The organism is Kangsaoukella pontilimi (assembly GCF_009830125.1).
In the GTDB taxonomy this organism is placed as follows: Bacteria; Pseudomonadota; Alphaproteobacteria; order Rhodobacterales; family Rhodobacteraceae; genus Kangsaoukella; species Kangsaoukella pontilimi.
The window spans coordinates 546,637-565,109 of record NZ_WUPT01000002.1 but is presented as its reverse complement, the minus strand read 5'-3'; the positions used below and the strand labels follow the sequence as shown (position 1 = coordinate 565,109).

Annotated in this window: 24 protein-coding genes; 10 read left to right on the top strand and 14 right to left on the bottom strand. The window is 63.7% G+C overall.

Going from position 1 to position 18,473, the window contains the following annotated elements; translation table 11 throughout:
• The first annotated feature begins 58 nt into the window (after positions 1-58).
• Together trpS and GQ651_RS12270 are read left to right on the top strand one after the other, a co-directional pair.
• Positions 59-1,084: a tryptophan--tRNA ligase gene (trpS, locus tag GQ651_RS12275; protein ID WP_160764540.1), complete on the top strand. Its 1,026-nt coding sequence runs from the start codon at positions 59-61 to the stop codon at positions 1,082-1,084.
• 160 nt (positions 1,085-1,244) lie between these two features.
• Positions 1,245-2,012, top strand: a complete 768-nt coding sequence (locus GQ651_RS12270) for a L,D-transpeptidase (RefSeq protein WP_160764539.1) — start codon at positions 1,245-1,247, stop codon at positions 2,010-2,012.
• A gap of 16 nt (positions 2,013-2,028) precedes the next feature.
• On the opposite strand, the gene GQ651_RS12265 is transcribed toward GQ651_RS12270, so the two are convergent.
• The gene (locus GQ651_RS12265) at positions 2,029-2,298 is read right to left on the bottom strand and encodes a hypothetical protein (RefSeq protein WP_160764538.1); all 270 of its coding nucleotides are present in this window, start codon (positions 2,296-2,298) and stop codon (positions 2,029-2,031) included.
• 214 nt (positions 2,299-2,512) lie between these two features.
• Here GQ651_RS12265 and trpB point away from each other — a divergent pair, with 214 nt between their 5' ends.
• The 4 genes from trpB to GQ651_RS12245 all read left to right on the top strand — a co-directional run bounded on the left by trpB (position 2,513) and on the right by GQ651_RS12245 (position 5,533).
• The gene (gene trpB, locus GQ651_RS12260) at positions 2,513-3,745 is read left to right on the top strand and encodes a tryptophan synthase subunit beta (protein WP_160764537.1); all 1,233 of its coding nucleotides are present in this window, start codon (positions 2,513-2,515) and stop codon (positions 3,743-3,745) included.
• Positions 3,746-3,956: 211 nt separating this feature from the next.
• On the top strand, positions 3,957-4,445 hold the full coding sequence (locus GQ651_RS18755; protein ID WP_227258158.1) for a PepSY domain-containing protein: 489 nt from the start codon (positions 3,957-3,959) through the stop codon (positions 4,443-4,445).
• Positions 4,446-4,514: 69 nt separating this feature from the next.
• Positions 4,515-4,955, top strand: coding sequence for a hypothetical protein (locus GQ651_RS18750; protein ID WP_227258157.1), 441 nt, complete (start codon positions 4,515-4,517; stop codon positions 4,953-4,955).
• A complete protein-coding gene (locus GQ651_RS12245; RefSeq protein WP_160764535.1) occupies positions 4,955-5,533 on the top strand; it encodes a helix-turn-helix transcriptional regulator in 579 nt (192 codons plus the stop codon). Before GQ651_RS18750 ends, GQ651_RS12245 begins: the two co-directional genes overlap by 1 nt.
• Here GQ651_RS12245 and GQ651_RS12240 read toward each other — a convergent pair.
• From GQ651_RS12240 to GQ651_RS12215, 6 genes are all read right to left on the bottom strand, one after another.
• Entirely contained in the window at positions 5,515-5,889 is a 375-nt protein-coding gene (locus GQ651_RS12240; RefSeq protein WP_160764534.1) for a DUF2237 family protein, read from the bottom strand. The two genes, GQ651_RS12245 and GQ651_RS12240, sit on opposite strands and share 19 nt — an antisense overlap.
• A 55-nt stretch (positions 5,890-5,944) precedes the next feature.
• Entirely contained in the window at positions 5,945-6,964 is a 1,020-nt protein-coding gene (locus GQ651_RS12235) for a DUF2332 domain-containing protein (protein WP_160764533.1), read from the bottom strand.
• On the bottom strand, positions 6,961-7,653 hold the full coding sequence (gene pth, locus GQ651_RS12230; protein WP_160764532.1) for an aminoacyl-tRNA hydrolase: 693 nt from the start codon (positions 7,651-7,653) through the stop codon (positions 6,961-6,963). Before pth ends, GQ651_RS12235 begins: the two co-directional genes overlap by 4 nt.
• Before the next feature lie 25 nt (positions 7,654-7,678).
• On the bottom strand, positions 7,679-8,464 hold the full coding sequence (locus tag GQ651_RS12225; protein WP_160764531.1) for an ion transporter: 786 nt from the start codon (positions 8,462-8,464) through the stop codon (positions 7,679-7,681).
• Positions 8,465-8,537: 73 nt separating this feature from the next.
• Complete coding sequence (locus GQ651_RS12220; protein ID WP_160764530.1) at positions 8,538-9,146, bottom strand: DUF6778 family protein; 609 nt, start codon at positions 9,144-9,146, stop codon at positions 8,538-8,540.
• 127 nt (positions 9,147-9,273) lie between these two features.
• Entirely contained in the window at positions 9,274-9,726 is a 453-nt protein-coding gene (locus tag GQ651_RS12215) for an Lrp/AsnC family transcriptional regulator (RefSeq protein WP_160764529.1), read from the bottom strand.
• 75 nt (positions 9,727-9,801) lie between these two features.
• Between GQ651_RS12215 and GQ651_RS12210 the strand changes: the two genes are divergently transcribed.
• Positions 9,802-10,386 (top strand): LysE family translocator, encoded by a 585-nt coding sequence (locus GQ651_RS12210; protein ID WP_160764528.1) that lies wholly within the window; start codon positions 9,802-9,804, stop codon positions 10,384-10,386.
• A gap of 88 nt (positions 10,387-10,474) precedes the next feature.
• A complete protein-coding gene (locus GQ651_RS12205; protein WP_160764527.1) occupies positions 10,475-10,780 on the top strand; it encodes a hypothetical protein in 306 nt (101 codons plus the stop codon).
• Here the strand turns inward: GQ651_RS12205 and GQ651_RS12200 are convergent.
• On the bottom strand, positions 10,777-11,229 hold the full coding sequence (locus tag GQ651_RS12200; protein ID WP_160764526.1) for a low molecular weight protein-tyrosine-phosphatase: 453 nt from the start codon (positions 11,227-11,229) through the stop codon (positions 10,777-10,779). The genes GQ651_RS12205 and GQ651_RS12200 overlap by 4 nt on opposite strands.
• 102 nt (positions 11,230-11,331) lie before the next feature.
• On the opposite strand from GQ651_RS12200, the gene GQ651_RS12195 reads away from it, so the two are divergent.
• Positions 11,332-12,030, top strand: a complete 699-nt coding sequence (locus GQ651_RS12195) for an NAD-dependent deacylase (RefSeq protein WP_160764525.1) — start codon at positions 11,332-11,334, stop codon at positions 12,028-12,030.
• A gap of 66 nt (positions 12,031-12,096) precedes the next feature.
• Here GQ651_RS12195 and rpmB read toward each other — a convergent pair whose 3' ends face one another.
• Together rpmB and meaB are read right to left on the bottom strand one after the other, a co-directional pair.
• On the bottom strand, positions 12,097-12,384 hold the full coding sequence (gene rpmB / locus GQ651_RS12190) for a 50S ribosomal protein L28 (RefSeq protein WP_160764524.1): 288 nt from the start codon (positions 12,382-12,384) through the stop codon (positions 12,097-12,099).
• A gap of 121 nt (positions 12,385-12,505) precedes the next feature.
• Positions 12,506-13,501, bottom strand: coding sequence for a methylmalonyl Co-A mutase-associated GTPase MeaB (gene meaB, locus GQ651_RS12185; RefSeq protein WP_160764523.1), 996 nt, complete (start codon positions 13,499-13,501; stop codon positions 12,506-12,508).
• 80 nt (positions 13,502-13,581) lie between these two features.
• On the opposite strand from meaB, the gene hrpB reads away from it, so the two are divergent.
• Positions 13,582-15,984: an ATP-dependent helicase HrpB gene (hrpB, locus tag GQ651_RS12180; protein WP_160764522.1), complete on the top strand. Its 2,403-nt coding sequence runs from the start codon at positions 13,582-13,584 to the stop codon at positions 15,982-15,984.
• Positions 15,985-16,032: 48 nt separating this feature from the next.
• On the opposite strand, the gene GQ651_RS12175 is transcribed toward hrpB, so the two are convergent.
• From GQ651_RS12175 to GQ651_RS12160, 4 genes are all read right to left on the bottom strand, one after another.
• Positions 16,033-16,833: a DUF2145 domain-containing protein gene (locus GQ651_RS12175; RefSeq protein WP_160764521.1), complete on the bottom strand. Its 801-nt coding sequence runs from the start codon at positions 16,831-16,833 to the stop codon at positions 16,033-16,035.
• A 24-nt stretch (positions 16,834-16,857) separates the two neighbouring features.
• Positions 16,858-17,220 (bottom strand): hypothetical protein, encoded by a 363-nt coding sequence (locus GQ651_RS12170; RefSeq protein WP_160764520.1) that lies wholly within the window; start codon positions 17,218-17,220, stop codon positions 16,858-16,860.
• Positions 17,221-17,590: 370 nt separating this feature from the next.
• Complete coding sequence (locus tag GQ651_RS12165) at positions 17,591-18,187, bottom strand: hypothetical protein (RefSeq protein ID WP_160764519.1); 597 nt, start codon at positions 18,185-18,187, stop codon at positions 17,591-17,593.
• Positions 18,188-18,198: 11 nt separating this feature from the next.
• Positions 18,199-18,423, bottom strand: coding sequence for a hypothetical protein (locus GQ651_RS12160; protein WP_160764518.1), 225 nt, complete (start codon positions 18,421-18,423; stop codon positions 18,199-18,201).
• Positions 18,424-18,473 lie beyond the last annotated feature (50 nt).

Sequence of the window (18,473 nt, the reverse complement as noted above, 5' to 3'; positions counted from 1 at the left end):
CCCCCTCTCGGTAAGCCGCGTGGACGCGAAAATCCACCGCGAAACAAAGGATCGACCCATGACCGAGGCCGCTTTCACTCCGCGCGTCTTTTCCGGCATTCAGCCGTCCGGCGGGCTGACGCTCGGCAACTATCTCGGCGCGCTCAAGCGCTTCGTGGACATGCAGAACGCAGGAACGCACGAGTGCATCTATTGCATGGTCGACCTGCACGCGATCACCGTCTGGCAAGACCCTGCCAAGCTGACGGCGGCCACCCGCGAGGCGGCGGCGTTCTTTATCGCCAGCGGCATCGATCCCGAACGTTCGATCCTCTTCAACCAGAGCCAGGTCAGTGGTCATGCCCAGCTTGGATGGCTCTTTTCCTGTGTGGCGCGCATGGGCTGGATGGGCCGCATGACCCAGTGGAAGGACAAGGCGGGCAAGAACAGCGAGAACGCCTCGCTCGGTCTCTTCGCATATCCGGCGCTGATGGCCGCGGACATCCTGCTGTATCACGCCACGCATGTGCCCGTGGGCGAAGACCAGAAACAGCACCTCGAGTTGACGCGCGACATCGCGGCCAAGTTCAACCACGATTTCGGCGTGGATTTCTTCCCCATCACCGAGCCGGTGATCGAAGGCCCCGCCACCCGCGTGATGAGCCTCCGCGACGGCACCAAAAAGATGTCGAAATCCGATCCCTCGGACATGAGCCGGATCAACATGGGCGACGATGCCGACACCATCGCTCAGAAGTTCCGCAAGGCGCGCACCGACCCCGAGGCCCTGCCCTCGGACTATGCCGGACTGAAGGAACGCCCCGAGGCGCGGAACCTCGTCGATATCTTCGCGGCGCTCTCCGGCCGGTCGACCGATGACGTCATGTCGGAAGTGGGCGGCATGGGCTGGGGGCAGTTCAAGCCGATGCTGGCCGATCTGGCGGTCGATAAACTGTCCCCGATCACTGGCGAGATGAACCGACTCATGGCCGATCCGGCGGAAATCGACCGCATTCTGGGCCGTGGTGCCGAGCGCGCTGACGCTATTGCTGCGCCAATTTTGGCGCGCACGAAAGAGATCATGGGGTTCGTCGCGTCGCGCTGACATTGGAACAACGGCAGCGCCGACGGCGTTGGCAGGCTGGCAACAGTCGCGGCCCATGCTTGGCCGTTGGCGAAGTTGTTACTGGAAACCCGTCCATTAACAGGACGGAATCCCGCACCGAGATATAGTGATTCTGCGCGCTGAAACAGGATTTGACCACATGCTGACGAGACGCCACTTCCTGGCGACATCCACCGCCCTCTTCTCGGCCCCCGTCGCCACTTCGGCTTTCGGACAGGATGCCGAGGTCACGCTACCCGCCGATGCAGTTGACCCGGCCCTCACCGCCGCTGACGGCGACACCGCGGCCGAACTGGCCGAAGTTATCGAAGAACCGGTGCGCCAACCGGTCTCGAACAGCCGCATGTGGTCCACTTGGGACGCGCGCGTGACGCCCGCCAATTACGATCCGTTCACGACCAATCCCTGGGGATTCCACTCGCGCTTTCTGCCGCAGCGGGTCGAGGCGCGCTCGAACCTGCGTGTCGGCGATATCCACGTGGATGCCAAGGCCCGCTATCTCTACCACATCGACGGGCAGGGCACGGCGATGCGCTATGGCGTCGCTATCGCGCGCGGCAACCTTTACGAGCCGGGCACCTACACGATCCGCGTCAAGAAGAAGTGGCCGACCTGGCGACCGACCGAGGACATGATCGAGCGTGAACCGCACAAGTACGAGCAATTTGCCGACGGCATGGACGGTGGCCCGTCCAATCCGCTCGGCTCACGCGCCTTCTATCTGTTCGAAGGCCGCCGCGACACCTATCTGCGCATCCACGGCACGCCGCAGCCGCGTTCGATCGGCGGACGGGCAAGCTCGGGCTGCGTGCGGATGGTAATGGCGCACATCATCGGGCTCTACGACAATGTCGAGATCGGCGCGCGCGCCTATCTTTACCCGGTCAACGGGACGCTGGCGGGCTGACGCCGCCAGCCCGCGATCACGCGCTTTCTTCGGCCGTCGCCTGACACAGGTGGCGGCCGCGTTTGCTTCTGAGAGGCAGAAGCGTGGTTTCGACCGGACCGTCATGCTCGTACCAGAAGCAGTTGTCTTCTTCGAGAAGTGTCACCCGCGTGAGGTCCTGGTTCGGCGCGGCAAGCTCGGCCATGCCCTCGGGCAGTTCACGGAAAAAGTCGCCATCCCGACCGCCAGTGGTCGCGCAACCGGCAAGAAGTCCGGTCGCCAGAAGGGCGCAAGTCAGTTTCTTCATCTGTCGCAAATCCTGCGGCTTAAATCCTGATCTCCGATAGGCATCCGACACCGGCTGCGCAACGGTATTTCCAGAGATAGGGCAAGTTCGGCATTTGTCGTGTGTCTTCGGACACTGGACCGCCGGACAGCGAATCTTGCGCGTCTTTTCTCAATGCCCCTTGGACTCTCCGCCGCCGCCCGTTAGACCATCGCGGTCAAGCGGGGAGCACACCATGCCAGACGATCTGATCAATTCCTTCATGACCGGCCCGGACGAGAACGGCCGCTTCGGACAGTTCGGCGGACGGTTCGTCAGCGAAACGCTGATGCCGCTGATCCTGGACCTCGAAGCAGAGTACGAGAAGGCCAAGACCGACCAGAGCTTCTGGGACGAGATGAACCATCTCTGGACCCACTATGTGGGCCGCCCCTCGCCGCTCTATTTCGCCGAGCGTCTGACGGAGCGCCTGGGCGGTGCGAAGATCTACCTCAAGCGGGACGAGTTGAACCACACCGGCGCGCACAAGATCAACAACGTGCTCGGGCAGATCATCCTGGCGCGCCGCATGGGCAAAACGCGGATCATCGCGGAAACCGGCGCGGGGCAGCATGGCGTGGCTACCGCCACCGTCTGCGCCAAGTTCGGGCTGAAATGCATTGTCTACATGGGCGCCCATGACGTCGAGCGGCAGAAGCCCAACGTCTTCCGCATGAAGCTTCTGGGCGCCGAGGTCGTGCCGGTGACTTCTGGCCGCGGCACGCTCAAGGATGCGATGAATGACGCGCTCCGCGACTGGGTGACCAACGTCCGTGACACTTTCTACTGCATCGGCACCGTTGCCGGTCCTCACCCCTACCCCGCCATGGTGCGCGATTTTCAGTCGATCATCGGCAAGGAAGCCAAGGAACAGATGATGGCCGCCGAAGGCCGCCTGCCCGACACGATAATCGCCGCAATTGGCGGTGGCTCGAACGCGATGGGCCTGTTCTATCCCTTCCTCGACGACAAGGACGTCCGCATCATCGGCGTCGAAGCCGGCGGCAAGGGCGTGAACGAGAAGATGGAGCACTGCGCCTCGCTCACCGGCGGGCGTCCGGGCGTGCTGCACGGCAACCGCACCTACCTGCTCCAGGACGATGACGGCCAGATCCTCGAAGGCTTCTCGATTTCGGCCGGTCTCGACTATCCCGGCATCGGGCCCGAGCACTCGTGGCTGCACGATATCGGCCGCGCCGAATATGTCGCGATCACCGACAAGGAGGCGCTGGAGGCGTTCCAGCTCTGCTGCGAGACAGAGGGCATCATTCCGGCACTCGAACCCAGCCACGCGCTGGCCCATGTGACCAAGATCGCGCCCGATCTGCCCAAGGACCACATCATCTGCATGAACATGTGCGGGCGGGGCGACAAGGACATCTTCACCGTGGCGCGTGCGCTCGGTTGGGGCATGGATGAGGCCGACTGACCCTTTTTCCAAGGCTTTCCAGAGGTACAGGGCTGTCCCAAGGGGCGGCCCTGTTCCGTTCCAGCGCCTCATAAACCTGAGTTTATGGCCTTATTTCCCGGGTTTATTCCCCGGTGCCTAAACCTCATGCCAATGGTGTCCGGGTGCGGGTCCGTCAGTTTGCAGCCCTGTTCAGGTCACGTCTCGTGGCCCCACCCAAAGGAGCATTGATATGAAATTCCGGACCACAACGATCCCCGTCGCAACCGCCTTCGCCATCTGGATGGGCGCGGCCCATGCCGACACGTTCAACGACTCCATCGTCGCGAACCTGACCGACCTTGGCTACCAGTTCATCGAGATCAAGAACGGCCCCACCCAGGTCAAGGTCGAGGCGATCCGTGGCACCGAAAAGCTGGAAGTCATCTATGACCGCGCAACCGGCAAGATCCTCAAGCAGGAACGCGAAAGCGCCGAAGGTGACGAAGTCGGACGGAACGGCGTCCAGATCGATACGCGCCGCGACGATTTCCTCGACGACGATGATCACGACGACGATGATGATGATGATGACGATGACGATGACGATGACGATGACGATGACGATGACGATGACGATGACGATGACGATGACGATGACGATGATCACGACGACGATGAAGACGATGACAACAGCGGCTCGAATTCTGGCAGCGACGACGACGATGATGACGACGACTGACCCCACCCAAGTCGTCTGATTGGCGGGGCTCTTGCATTCGTGCAGGGGCCCCCTCAAGTTTGGAAAACCATGTTTCGCGCACTTGCCCTGTCTCTGATGCTTGTTCTCACGCCCGCGGTGGCCGCGGCGCAGAGCGAAAACGTGCGCGACAGGATCGTGGTCGAGTTGACAGAGGACGGCTATCAGCAGATCCGCATCAGCCGGACTCTTCTGGGCCGGATGCGCTTTGTCGCGACCAAACCGGACTATCGCCGCGAGATCGTCGTGAACCCTGCGACCGGCGTCATCCTGCGCGACTACATCCGTATCATCACGTCGAACGCCAAGGGCGGATCATCGGGATCGGGCGGCGGCCACTCCGATGACGATGATGATGATGATGATTACGACGACGAGTATGACGACGATTACGAGTACGACGACCGCGATGATCGTGACGACGACGACGATCGCGAGGATCGGAGTGGCTCGAACTCGGGCAGCGATAGCGACAGCGACGATGACGACTGATGAGGCGCGGGGCTGACGGGATACGGGCGACAGGACGCAGCAGGCGCAAATATGTACTTGGGGCCGTCCTCGTGCTTCAGGCGCTCTGCGCAGTGTTCTTCGTCGGCCAGATCCTTATCTCGGTGCTGGGCCTGCCCATCGCTCCCATCGACTGGCAGCTCTACGAACTGATCGAAATCGGCGCGGCGATCGGCCTGACGGTGGGCGTCGCCGTCGGGGTGATCGCCCTTCGTCAGGCACAGGCGCGCTCGGCGCGGGCCGAGAAATCCCTGCGGCAGGCGCGGAGCGCATTCCAGACCGTTCTGGAAGAACATTTCGACCAATGGGGCCTTACACCGGCGGAGCGGGATGTAGCGCTTTTCGCGATCAAGGGTTTCTCGACCAACGACATCGCGGATCTGAGAGGCGTCAGCGACGGCACAATCAAGGCGCAGACGGCCGCGATCTACCGGAAGGCGGGTGTCAGCGGACGAGCCCAGCTTCTAAGCGTGTTCATTGACGACCTTGTCGCGGATGAAGGGCCGGTCCCGGACAAACCCGCATCCAAGACCGCAGGCGATCACTCTTCCGCGGCGTGATCCATGAGCACATCGATGGGTACGATATCCAGCGCCCGGCGATGCGTTGCCGCAAGGTTGATCCGGGGCGCGGCGCCTTCCTCGGCCGCCTGCAGGAAACGGCCAGCGCAGAGGCACCATCGGTCACCGGGCTTGAGCCCCGGAAAGCGAAACTCTGGCCGGGGCGTGGTCAGGTCATTACCCACATATTTCGAATAGGCGAGAAACTCGGCGGTCAGCACCGCACAGACCGTGTGGCTGCCGTGGTCCTCGGCGCAGGTATTGCAGGCGCCATCCCGAAAAAAGCCGGTGACAGGAGACGTCGAGCACGGCTCAAGCGGCTCGCCCAGGACGTTGATCGGCGGTTCCTTTTCCACAGGGCTGATCCCTTTTTCGTTCCCTGCAGGACAGCTAGCGCGCGGCGCGGGACGGTCAAAATGATCGGGCGTCACCCCAACGAATTCGCTGTCCGTGAAAGCCGACCCGCGCCACCGATACAGGCTCTTCCCTGATGTCATGCCAGATGCGCACAAGCGCGCCATTGCCGCCATCACGCTCCATCGCGATTCGCGCGACAGGCACGGGCGAGGCTTCCATCACCTCCTGGACGCGCGCCTTCGTCTCGGGCGGGAAATACTGCCAGGCGATGGTGTGGAAAACGACGGGTCGCGCATCCGGCGGGTGCGTGCCCAAGAGCTGCGACAGCCCGTCCGCCGCGTCACCGGTCAGGATCTCCGCCGGATGTTGACGGGCAAGTGCGATAGCGCCCTCGGTCAGGTCGATCCGGAACGGCTGATCCGCCCAGAGATAGGACAAGAGCCTCAGCCGCCCCGCTTCGGTCAGAGGGTCGACAGGGGCAAGGTCGACGCCGCCCCGGCGCACGACCTTCGGAAGGTCACGCGGCGGTACATTGCCCTCCCACTCGGGTCGGTGCCGGACGGGGCTCTCTGCCTGACCGATGAAACCACCGGGCACGTCGATCCGGAACTGATCGCAGCGCAAGTTCAGCCCGCCACTGGCCCCGATTTCGTAAAGGGCGACCGGTCTGTCATCGCCCTGGCTGAGCATCGCCAGCGCCGGAAGAATAGCAGCCGAGCGGCGCACTTCGTTCGTCTGGGGCGGCGAGGAAAGCCAGTCGAGGATACGGGTCTCATGGTTGCGAAACGCGGCTTCGATTCCCGACCAGAGCGCATCGTCGCTGACCTCTGCCGGCGGGTAAACGTCATCGAGCGCCAGCCCTTCAAGCCTGAGCGCATGAAGCGCACCTGCCAGCCTGAGCGGCAGGCCGTCCGCGCCCGGACGAGGGTCGCCTTCCCAGCCCAGCACATGCGCGCCGACGGCAGTATCGTTATTCAGCCGCGCGGTCAGAAGCGTCATGAGCCGGACCATGAACGGCGAGCCCAATGCCTCACAATGGGCGATCTGTTCGTGAAAGGCGTCGCGGACGCTCACCGGAACCGGTCCACGAGCTTCTGAAGCGGGCTTCGCGCGTCGTCCTCAGGGGCATCTTCCTTGGGAGCGGCCTTGGGTTCCGGAGCGCTTTTTTCGGTCTTGCCACCACCGCCTGACCTCGGCGGATTCAGCCTAAGCGCGACGGCATTCTGGAAACGCCCCGCATCGCCACCGGCCAGCGCCGCCGCCCCGTCCGAGCACCCGCGCAGCATGTCATCGAGCCAGTCCTCATCCGCCTTGGGGAAGTCCTTCAGCACATAGCCCGGCACGGCGTCCTTGTGGCCGGGGTGGCCGACGCCCATGCGCACACGGGCATAGTCCGGACCGATATGCTGGTGGAGCGACCTCAGACCGTTGTGTCCGGCATGTCCGCCCCCCTGCTTCACCCTCAGCTTGGCGGGGGCAAGGTCGATCTCGTCATGGAACACCACCACATCCGCGGGCGTCAGCTTGTAAAAGCGCATCGCCTCGCCAACCGACTGGCCGGAGAGGTTCATGAAGGTCTCCGGCTTCAGAAGCACGACCTTCTCGCCGTCCAGTACGCCCTCGCTGACGCTGCCCTGAAACTTGCCGCGCCACGGAGAAAAGCCGTGATCATCGGCGATCCTTTCCACGGCCATAAAGCCGATATTGTGCCGGTTCCGGGCGTATTTGCCGCCGGGATTTCCCAGTCCCACGAAGAGCTTCATGCGCGTGATCCTTTCGCGCGCGACCCTATCTTTCCGCCTTCAACGCCGCAAGCTCGGCCCGGAGGGCGCGCACCTCGGACAGGATTTCAGCGCTCTCCGTTTTCATCGCTTCCCGCTCGTCATGGGCGGCGTCGGCATGTTCCGACTGCATCGCGTCGACGATGACACCGATGAACAGGTTCAGAACGGCGAAGGCGGTCAGGATGATGAAGGGCACGAACAGCACCCAGGCCCAGGGGTAGACCTCCATCACCGGACGGACGATGCCCATGGACCAGCTTTCCAGCGTCATGACCTGAAACAACGTATAGGACGAGGCGCCAATGGTACCGAACCAATCGGGAAAGGCGCTGGCGAACAATTTGGTCGAGATCACCGAGAAAACGAAGAAGATCAGGCCCAGCAGCGCCACGATCGACCCCATGCCCGGCAGGGCTGACAAGAGGCCCGCCACGACCCGCCGCATCGCCGGCACGGTCGAGACCAGCCGCAGCACCCGCAGGATGCGGAAGGCGCGCAGAACCGACAGCGGCCCCGTGGCGGGCAAGAGGGCGATGGCGACGACGGCGAAGTCGAAAATGCGCCACGGGTCGCGCCAGAAGCCCCTGAAATCGACAATCAGCCGCGCCGCGAGCTCCAGCACGAAGATGGCAAGGATCGCCCGGTCCAGCGCAATCAGAAGCGGGCCGGCCGCTGCCATGGCGCTCGGACTTGTTTCCAGCGCAAGCGTAATGGCGTTTATGACGATCAGAACCATGATCACCGGCTCGAACAGCCGGTGCGAGATCAGGCGGGCAAGCATTTGGCGCATGGGCGGACCCTTGTGACGGACTAGCCGTCAGATGGGACCAATCCCGCGTCGCGGCAAGAGCGGCTGCTGCGGCTTAGCGTCCGATACTCTGGAAGGTGCGCCGCTGATCGGGACCGAATCCCAACCACCCGCGCGTGACCGCTGCAAGGTGTTCGACAATCCGCACGCGCTGCGGCTGCCCCTGAATGGCAGCGGCCATGGCAGCGGCCCCGACATAGGCTTCGAGATCGGCATCCATCTCGACCGGTGGCGTCAGGGGCTGCGCGGTTGTCGCATCGAAGACCTGTATCGTGAACGAAATGTTGTGCACCGCAGCGGGTGCGTAGGCGATGGCCGATGGTGTGACCGCATGGAACTTGGACACCGTCGCCGTGATCGTCACGGGACGGCTGCCGCGCAGGTCCGACGCGCCCTGTGTCAGCGCCTCGTCGAAGATCTGCGCCACCTGCGCGCGGCGGTCGCCATAGGGCTCACCCCACCAGACGATGTCGCCGCTTGGCGCATAGGTGTTATTGTTGGATACCTTGAGCGTTTCTGGAACCACGGCGATGACGTCCGCCAGTCTCCAGGAACGGGACGTCTCGGCCGGGATGTTGTCGGCGTACCGGACACCCCACTGGGCGCCACAGGCCGACAGGGTGAAAAGCGCGGCCAGCGCAGTGATCCATGCCTTGATCGTCATCTGCTCACTCCTCGTGACGCATCTTCGTCGTCTTCGGCACAATCTGCGTCAGACCGTGCGGAAACGCACCCCGTTTCTCCGATGTCTGAGAAACCGCTCCGGCATTGTTCCACGATTGCCGCAATCCTCACGCCCTTCTGTCCTTGGGAGACCCCATGACGACATAGGTGGTGATCGACGACAGTTGCGGAAGCGTGCCGAGGACATCGGTATGAAAGACCTTGTAGGCGGCAAGGTCCGCCGCCTCGACCCTGAGAAGGTATTCCACCGTCCCGGTGACGTTGTGGCACTCGACCACCTCTGGTGCATGGGCAACGGCGCGCTCGAACGCTTCCTGCGCCTCTTTCGTGTGCTTCGACAGACCCACCGCCATATAGGCCACGAACCCGATGCCCAAACGGCTCCGGTCGATCACCGCCCGGTATCCTGCGATCACGCCCGAGCGCTCAAGGTCCTGCACCCGCCGCAGACAGGCCGAAGGCGACAGACCGACACGGTCGGCAAGCACGAGATTCGAAACCCGTCCATCGGCCTCAAGTTCGCGCAATATTCTGCCGTTTATATCATCAAACTTCGCCATTAATTGCATTTATTTGCGCATGACGCCCATTTTCGCAATTAAAAATCTACAATTAGAGCAGACAATTGCAAGATCATGACCGATCTGCTTCTCTCCCTTGCCGCCTTCGCGCTTGTGACCTCGATCACGCCGGGGCCAAACAACCTGATGCTGATGACCTCCGGCGCGAATTTCGGTTTCCGCCGGACGCTGCCGCATATGCTGGGCGTCGGACTGGGCTTTGTCCTGATGGTCTTCCTGGTTGGCATGGGGCTTGCCGGCGCGTTCCAGGCGATGCCGGTCCTCGACACCATGCTTACGGTGGCCTCCGTCCTCTACATGACCTGGCTCGCCTGGAAATTCGCCCATGCTGCAGCGCCAAGAACGGATGGCGGCGGACGGCCGATGACATTCCTCCAGGCCGCCGCGTTCCAATGGGTGAACCCCAAGGCATGGGCCATGGCAATGACCGCCGTGACGCTTTACGCACCCTCCGATACGGCCTTGGGCATCCTCGTGGTCGCCGTGATTTTCGGATCGATCAACCTGCCCTCGGTCAGCGCATGGTGCCTTCTTGGGGTCGAGATGAAGCGCTTTCTGACCGACCAGCGGCGGCTCACCGCCTTCAACTGGACAATGGCGGCGCTCCTTCTTCTGTCACTCGCCCCGGTTGTCATCTGAGTTTTCGCTCGCCCGGAATCGGGTTTTGTGGCACACTCAGTTCATCGAGAGCGCGAATAACGCGCCGGATGCAGTATTGGGGTAACATATGTATCGTATCGCAGCAGCGACCGCCGTCTTGGCGGCCATTCTCGCAAATCCGCTCTTCGCAGCACAGATCGAGCGCGCCTGTCTGAATTCCGACAGGGCTCAGGGCAACCGCGCGCTTTGCGGCTGCATTCAGGACGCGGCCAACCTGACACTGACCGCACGCGACCAGCGGCGCGCGGCCACGTTCTTTGCCGATCCGCATCGCGCACAGGAAGTCCGGCAATCCGATAGCCGGAATGATGAGGCCTTCTGGAAGCGCTACCGGAACTTTGGCCAGACCGCCGAGACCTTCTGCAGAAGCTAGTCGGCGTCCCGAAACTGAAGCGCGGCCCTCAAGTGACGGGCCGCGCCCGTGATAAGATCGAGCGCCTCGTCGAAATCGCCCGTGTAATATGGGTCGGGCACCTCGGAAGTGGGGGCATCGGGCAGATAGTCCAGCATCAGCCGGACCGGCGTGGCATTCCCGGATGGCCGCAGACGCTCGATATCGGACAGGTTCTGCCGGTCCATGGCCACGATCAGGTCGAACGCGTCGAAATCGTCCACAGTGAACTGCCGCGCCCTAAGGTCCGACATGGGAAAGCCGCGCGCCTCAGCCGCTCGGATCGCTGGCGGATGGGGCGGGTGACCAATATGCCAGTCCCCCGTCCCGGCACTGTCCGCCTCGACCTCTGGCGCGATGACGCGGAACACCGCCTCGGCGGTCGGAGACCGGCAGATATTGCCGAGGCACACGAACAGAACACGCGACATGGGATCACCCTTCTCAACAACAGCACAGAAGCAATAATACAAGACTGTCGGATGGGCTGACATTCAAGTGCACTAAACAAGGCCAGTCAAAGGACGGAACGCATGAAAATCGTGATCCTCACCGGTGCTGGCGTCTCTGCGGAAAGCGGGCTCGGTACCTTTCGCGACAAGGACGGGCTTTGGACGAAATACGACCTGAACGAGGTGGCGACACCCGAGGGGTTTGCGCGCAACCCGGCGCTTGTCCATCAGTTCTACAATGCACGGCGCTCCAATGCGGCAGGTGCCGTCCCAAACGCTGCACATGATGCGCTCGCGCGGCTAATACGGACCCGACCCGACGATGTGACCCTGATCACCCAGAACGTGGACGACCTGCACGAACGCGCCGGCGCCACCGCTATTCACATGCACGGATCGCTTTTTACCGCGCGGTGCCATGCCTGTGCTGCCACTTGGCCCGCACCGCAAGTGATGACGCCGAATGATTCCTGCCCCGAGTGTGCGCGACCAGCCACAAGGCCGGATGTGGTCTGGTTCGGAGAAATGCCCCAGCACATGGAGCTGATTCACGACCGCCTGCTCGACGCAGATCTCTTCGCGGCGATCGGTACCAGCGGTCAGGTCTATCCGGCGGCGGGATTCGTGGACCTTGCCCGCGAGGCGGGCGCCGAAACGGTCGAGATCAATCTTGAGACCACAGACATCGGCGGGCAGTTCGATTCCCATATCGTGGGACCGGCCAGCGAGACCGTCCCCGTCTGGGTGGACAACATGTTGGGCGGCTCCCGGACGGGCTGAAGCGCAAAAGAAAAGGCCCCGCCAGTGGCAGGGCCGTTTCCCGTTCCCTCGTCGTGACTTGTGGCGTCAGGCTGCTGCCTGAGCCTTCACGATTTCTTTTTTGATTTTCAGCGCGTTGGCCGAAAGTTCGGCATCCTTCGCCTTCAGAAGGAAGGTGTCCAGGCCGCCACGGTGATCCACCGTGCGCAGCGCCGCCGACGACACCTTCAGACGGAAGGTGCGGCCGAGCGTTTCGGACATCAGCGCGGTTTCCGTCAGGTTCGGCAGGAAGCGGCGCTTGGTCTTGTTGTTGGCGTGGCTGACATTGTTGCCAGTCATCGGGCCTTTTCCGGTCAGTTCGCAGCGGCGCGACATCGTTTCGTCCTCGATCTTGCGTGTTCAGTCCGGGGGTTGGTCCCCGACAATACAAACGGGCAGCGCCATCGGCCCTGCCCCAGAATCCGTCCGCGCGGTTTAGGGGAGGTCCTGTCAGGCGTCAAGCCCTCTCATCGCGGGTCAGCACGTCGAGAACCTCGACCGCGGCGGCACCCGGCGCGCGCTTGCCGACCGCAACCTCTTCCGCCAGAGCCTCCATTGCCGCTTCGGCCTCGGGATCGGCCTGAAGCCGCCTGAGAAGACCCTTTCTGACCTCGTCCGCGAACCAGCCCCGCGCCTGACGCGCACGCCGCGCATCCCAGAAGCCCGAGGCACGGCGATACTCGGCCAGCTCGGTCATGGCGTCCCATGCCTCGTCCAACCCCGACCCTTCAACGGCCGAGACGATCATCGCCTTCGGAAAGCCCGGCGCATCGCCTTCCCGCGCGCGCATCAGTCTCAGCGCACCGGCATAGTCCGCCGCTGTCCGGATCGCCGTCTCGCGCAGCGCACCGTCGGCCTTGTTGATCAGGATGAGGTCCGCGATCTCCATGATCCCGCGTTTGACTCCCTGCAATTCGTCCCCGCCCGCGGGCGCAAGGAGCAGCACAAAGAGGTCGGACATATCCGCCACGATGGTCTCGGATTGCCCCACGCCCACCGTCTCGATCAGCACGATGTCGAACCCCGCCGCCTCGCAGAGCGCAATGGCGTCGCGGGTCCGCCGGGCGACACCGCCCAGCTCGCTCTGGCTGGGGGACGGGCGGATGAAGGCGCCCGGCGCGCGGGAAAGCTGCTCCATCCGAGTCTTGTCGCCAAGGATCGAGCCGCCTGTCCGCGCCGAAGACGGATCGACGGCCAGAACCGCGACCCTCTTGCCCGCGTCTGTCAGTTTCAGCCCGAACGCCTCGATAAAGGTCGACTTTCCGACGCCGGGCGTCCCCGACAGACCGATGCGAAGCGCTTGCCGCGACGGATCGGCCAGCTTTTCCAGAAGCGCGTTTGCGTCCGCCCGATGGTCCGCGCGCCCGCTTTCGACAAGCGTGATCGCACGAGCCAGCGCGCGGCGGTCGCCGTCCCGGACGCGGGCGGCCAGTATGTCGACATCCTGCACCATGCGGGCCGGACCTTGGCGCGGAGCCGGGGCACTGTCCAGTGGGCCTTTCGTCCGATAACCGCGCCTGCGATAACCACGCCATGTCCGACCGCCTGCCGATAGAAGACGCGCTTCCGTCCCTGCTCGACGCCCTTGGCCGGGCGGGACAGGCCGTGCTTCAGGCGCCGCCCGGTGCGGGCAAGACGACTCGTGTCCCGCTCGCCCTTCTCGACGCCGGTCTGGTCACTGGCCGGATCGTGATGCTTGAGCCTCGCCGCCTTGCCGCACGCGGCGCGGCCCACCGGATGGCCGACCTGCTGGGCGAAGAAATCGGCCGGACAGTGGGTTACCGGATGCGCGGGGAAACCCGCGTCTCGGAGGCCACCCGGATCGAGGTCGTCACCGAAGGTGTGCTGACCCGCATGATCCAGAGCGACCCGACCCTCGACGGCATTGGTGCGGTCCTCTTCGACGAATTCCACGAACGCTCGCTCAACGCAGACCTCGGCCTTGGCCTCACGCTGGAAATCCGCGCGGCACTCCGGCCCGACCTGATTCTGCTGGTCATGTCCGCCACGCTCGACGCCGAGCCGGTGGCCGCGCTCATGGGAGATGCGCCCGTTATAACGTCGGAAGGCGTCTCCTACCCCGTCGAGACGCGCTGGCTCGAGACGCCCGCCGGACGCGACACCCGCCTGCCTGACCTTGTGGCCCTGCACCTGCCGCCGCTACTGAAGGAAACCGAGGGCTCGGTCCTGGTCTTTCTCCCCGGAGAACGCGAAATCCGCGACACTCAGGCGCGACTGTCAGGCAAGATCGAAGATATTCCCTGCCTGCCGCTCTATGGCTCCTTGCCGATGGCGGAGCAACGCAAGGCGGTGACCCCCGGCAATGGGCGGCGCGTGGTGCTGGCGACCTCCATTGCCGAGACCTCTCTCACGATCCCCGATGTGCGGGTGGTGATCGACGGCGGCCTTGCACGCCGCGCCCGTTTCGATCCCGGCTCGGGCATGTCGCGGCTGGTGACCGAGCGCGTAACCCGTGCCGAGGCCGACCAACGGCGCGGACGGGCCGGTCGTGTCGCGCCGGGGCTGTGCCTCCGCCTCTGGACCCGTGGCGAGGACGGGGCGCTCGCCGCCTTTCCGCCGCCCGAGATCGCCGCCGCCGACCTCACGCCGCTGGCGCTGGACCTTGCCGAATGGGGCAGCGACGACCTGCCATTCCTGACCCCGCCGCCCGAAGGCGCTCTGATCCGGGCACGGGAGTTGTTGATGGACCTTGGCGCCCTGACGCCGGAGGGAACGCTTTCGCCGCATGGGCGCGAGATCGCGCGAATGCCGGTTCACCCTCGTCTGGCGCACATGCTGGCCCTGGGCGGCGGCGACGCCGCACCCCTCGCCGCGCTTCTGTCCGAGCGCGATCCGCTGCGCGGCGCCGGCGCCGACCTCGACACACGACTGAAGGCGCTTCGCGGTCGTGATCGCGCACCCGCACTAGACCGCATCCGCGCCGAGGCGAAGCGGCTGGGGAAAACCGCGCGTGACAGGGGGCCCGCCGATCCCGCCACCCACCTTGCCCATGCCTACCCAGACCGCGTCGCGCTTCGGCGTCCGGGCAGCGATCCCCGTTGGCAGTTGTCGAACGGCAAGGGCGCGCGGATGGATCCTGACGATCCCCTGGCCGGGTCGCGGCTTCTGGTCGTGGCGGACACCGACGGCCACCCGCGCGAGGCGCTGATCCGGCTCTGCCTCCCAATCTCCGAAAGCGCGCTCCGCGACGCGCTGGCAGACCGGATCGCCACGGAACACACCGTCCGCTGGTCCGGCCGCGCGGGACGTGTCGAGGCGGTTGAAGAGGAACGGCTCGGCGCGCTCGTCCTGTCGTCGAAACGGTGGGAAAACGCCCCAGAGGACGCCATGGCCCGCGCTATGCTGGACGGCGTGCGTGCACTGGGGCTGCGCTTCACGAAAGCGGCGGATCTCTTCCGGAAGCGGGTCGCATTGGTCAGAGCTGCTGGCCACGCCCTGCCGGACATGTCCGACGAGGCGCTGATCGACGGGCTGGACGATTGGCTTGCGCCCTATATCGGCGGGCTACGAAGCGCGCAGGACTGGGCCGGGTTCAACGTCTTGCCCGCGCTTCAGGCGATGCTGTCCTGGGAAGAAACCCAGATGCTCGACCGCGAGGCGCCGGCGCATTACATCACCCCGCTCGGACGCCGGATCGCAATCGACTATGACGACGAGACGCCCAACATCGCTCTTCGCCTGCAGGAGATGTTCGGAGAGACGCGCCACCCCACGGTCGCCGGGCGCCCGCTCCGCGTCACGCTTCTTTCCCCCGCCGGGCGCCCGCTGCAGACGACGATGGACCTGCCCGGTTTCTGGGCGTCGTCCTATACCGATGTGCGGAAGGACATGCGGGGCCGCTATCCGAAACACCCCTGGCCCGAAGACCCCACCGTCGCCGACCCGACGCTGCGCGCCAAGCCGCGCAACGGCTGAGGCGGCGCGTCTCGCGACACGCCGCCCCTGCAGTCAGGTCTTGTCAGACTAGAGCCGGTATTTTCCCGACGGCGTCACGGCGAAGACATCGTCGGCAAGGTCGTACTTCACCATGAACCGGCCGATCGTGCTGAAGGTCGCCGTGCCCACATCCGACCCGTGATCCGAGGTCCTGAGGTCACCCGAGGCGACCGGGGCCAGCATCCTCTTGAAGCCGCCAATCTCGATCTGCTGCGGCGTGAAATGCGCGGCGATATTGGCCTTGATCTTCATCCGGTTGTCCGTGCCGTAAAGGCTGGCCATCAGGACGTCGAGAGTATGTTCCGTGCAGTTTTGAAACCGTGGATCAGCGGGGTTGGCCAGAACCGAGTAATTCGCGTTATGGAGCTTGGCGTAGCTCGGGCTGGCGATTGTCGCCAGGAGTTTGTCCTGAAGCCGTTCGTCGGGGATGATGATACCCGCGTCCAGCTTGTAAGCGCCGGCAAAGAAGTCGGCGGGCGAGTCCTGCACCAGCTTGCTGACGGTCAGATCCTCTGAGGTCTGGTAAAGGTTGTAGGCGCGGTAGCCGAAACCCTTTTCGCCATTCTCCAGCGTGATGTGGGAATAGACCCAGTAGGCAACATGGGTATAGCGGATGCCATCGGGCAGGTCCGCAGGGTCGCGCCCGGTGCGGGCCACGATGGCGACCCGCGCGCCCTTGGCGGCCAGTTCCTGCTGCACCTTGTTGGAAAAGGCAGCGACTTCGTGAGCGGGGAGGATCGCCTCCCCGGCCTCGCTGCTGCCTGCCGCCGCGAAGGACGGCAGGAGCGTGATCATGGCTGCGAACGCAAGTGCGATAAGACGTTTCATGGCAGGTCTCCCCTTTTGGTTCCGTTAGTCCAGACGCGGCGCGTGATCGGGCAGGATCACGGGCTCGGTCGCCTGCACACGGCTACCGGCGGTCGCCATGTCGCTGCCCAGAAGCAGGACGCCCTCGCCCACTTCTTCGAGCGCAATCCCCGTGACGGCGATGACCGAACCGGCGGCCAGGACCGGCACCGCAACGGCAACCGAAGCGCCCGAGGCGACGGCGGTCGAGCCATGAGCCGAAGCCGCCGAGCCGTGCCCGGCAGACGCGCCGGCATGTTCGACCGACTGCGCCGAGTGCTGGCCGCTGGGGCCGGCGGCAGCGGGGGTGACGGTAAAGGCGAGCGTAGCGGCAGCGGCGGTCGCGGCGATCAGAGCTTTGAGTGACATTGTCGTTCTCCTTTTCGTGAACAATGTTCACAACAGATACGAACGCCGCCCGATTCCGTCAATCCATTTCTTGAACAGTGTTCACAGAAATTTTGTAAGAGACTGTTTTTAAGAGATACTTTTCTTCTTCTCCTGATGACTTCCGGCGCCTTGAGCAGGATGAAAGCGCCTAAGACCCATGAAATCAGGTCTTACGGTGACAGGCTCCGGTACGAAAAAGAGGTGTCAAAAATGAAAACCCCGGCTCCTTGGCCGGGGCTCTCGGATTCTCGAAGTTCGCGCGCAGCGATCAGAAGCCGCCCGTGAAAGAGGTGCAGCACCTTATGCAGCGCGCGCCTCGTCCATCGAGGCGCGCAGCAGGATCAGCTGATCAGAGAGGGCCTTCTTCGAAGAACTCCTCTTCCCAGCCGGTGAACTCACCACCAACTGTCTGGCCGTTGATGGTACCGGCACCGCCACCACCGATATAGGTGCCGTTATCATAGAAGGCGCCCAGGAAGCCGAGGTTGCCGGTCACGCCCTCGCCCGCGATATCCGAGGACATCGCGAAGAAGCTGCCTGCCATTTCACCGGTCACATCGCCGGAGAAGCTTCCACCAGGCGCTTCCTCGTCGCTGTAGTCCGCAAATCCACCTTCGATGGAGCCCGAGATGCTGTTGCTCTCGAACGCCATGGTGAGGTTCATGTCGTAGCCGCCTTCCATCATCTCACCGGAAAACTCCACGTAAGCGAAGAAATTGACGTCTCCCGTCAGAAGGTCTTCGGGCGCGGTCTGCTGACCGTAGTAGCCGCCGGCATAGCTGCTTTCAGAGTAAAGATTGACACGGTTCTCGTAGAAGCCGCTTACTTGGGCAAACAGGAAGCCCGCCGGACCGCTCCAACCACCTTCTTCCGGTGTGTCGAACTCGATTTCTGCGCCACCGTTGACCGAGAGGAACGCACTCGATTCATCATCGGCGATACGCACCCGTACCGACGTCACCGTGCCGTCCGAAAACCCATGCAGCCGACCAGACCGTCGCCCGGCGTATTGCTGTAGACGACATCCGCGTTCTGCGGACCTTCCGAGCCACTGGCATAGGTCGGCGTATAGACCGAGGCCGCCGTGGTGAGGCCGTTTTCTTCAAGCGCATCCGACGACGCGATGGTGTCGCAAGCAGAGAGCGCAATCGCTGCAGTGGTCAGTAGGAGAACGTGCTTCATTTTCTGTCCCTTTAGAAAGCGTTTCCAAAGGGTAAAGAGACGGAAAACAG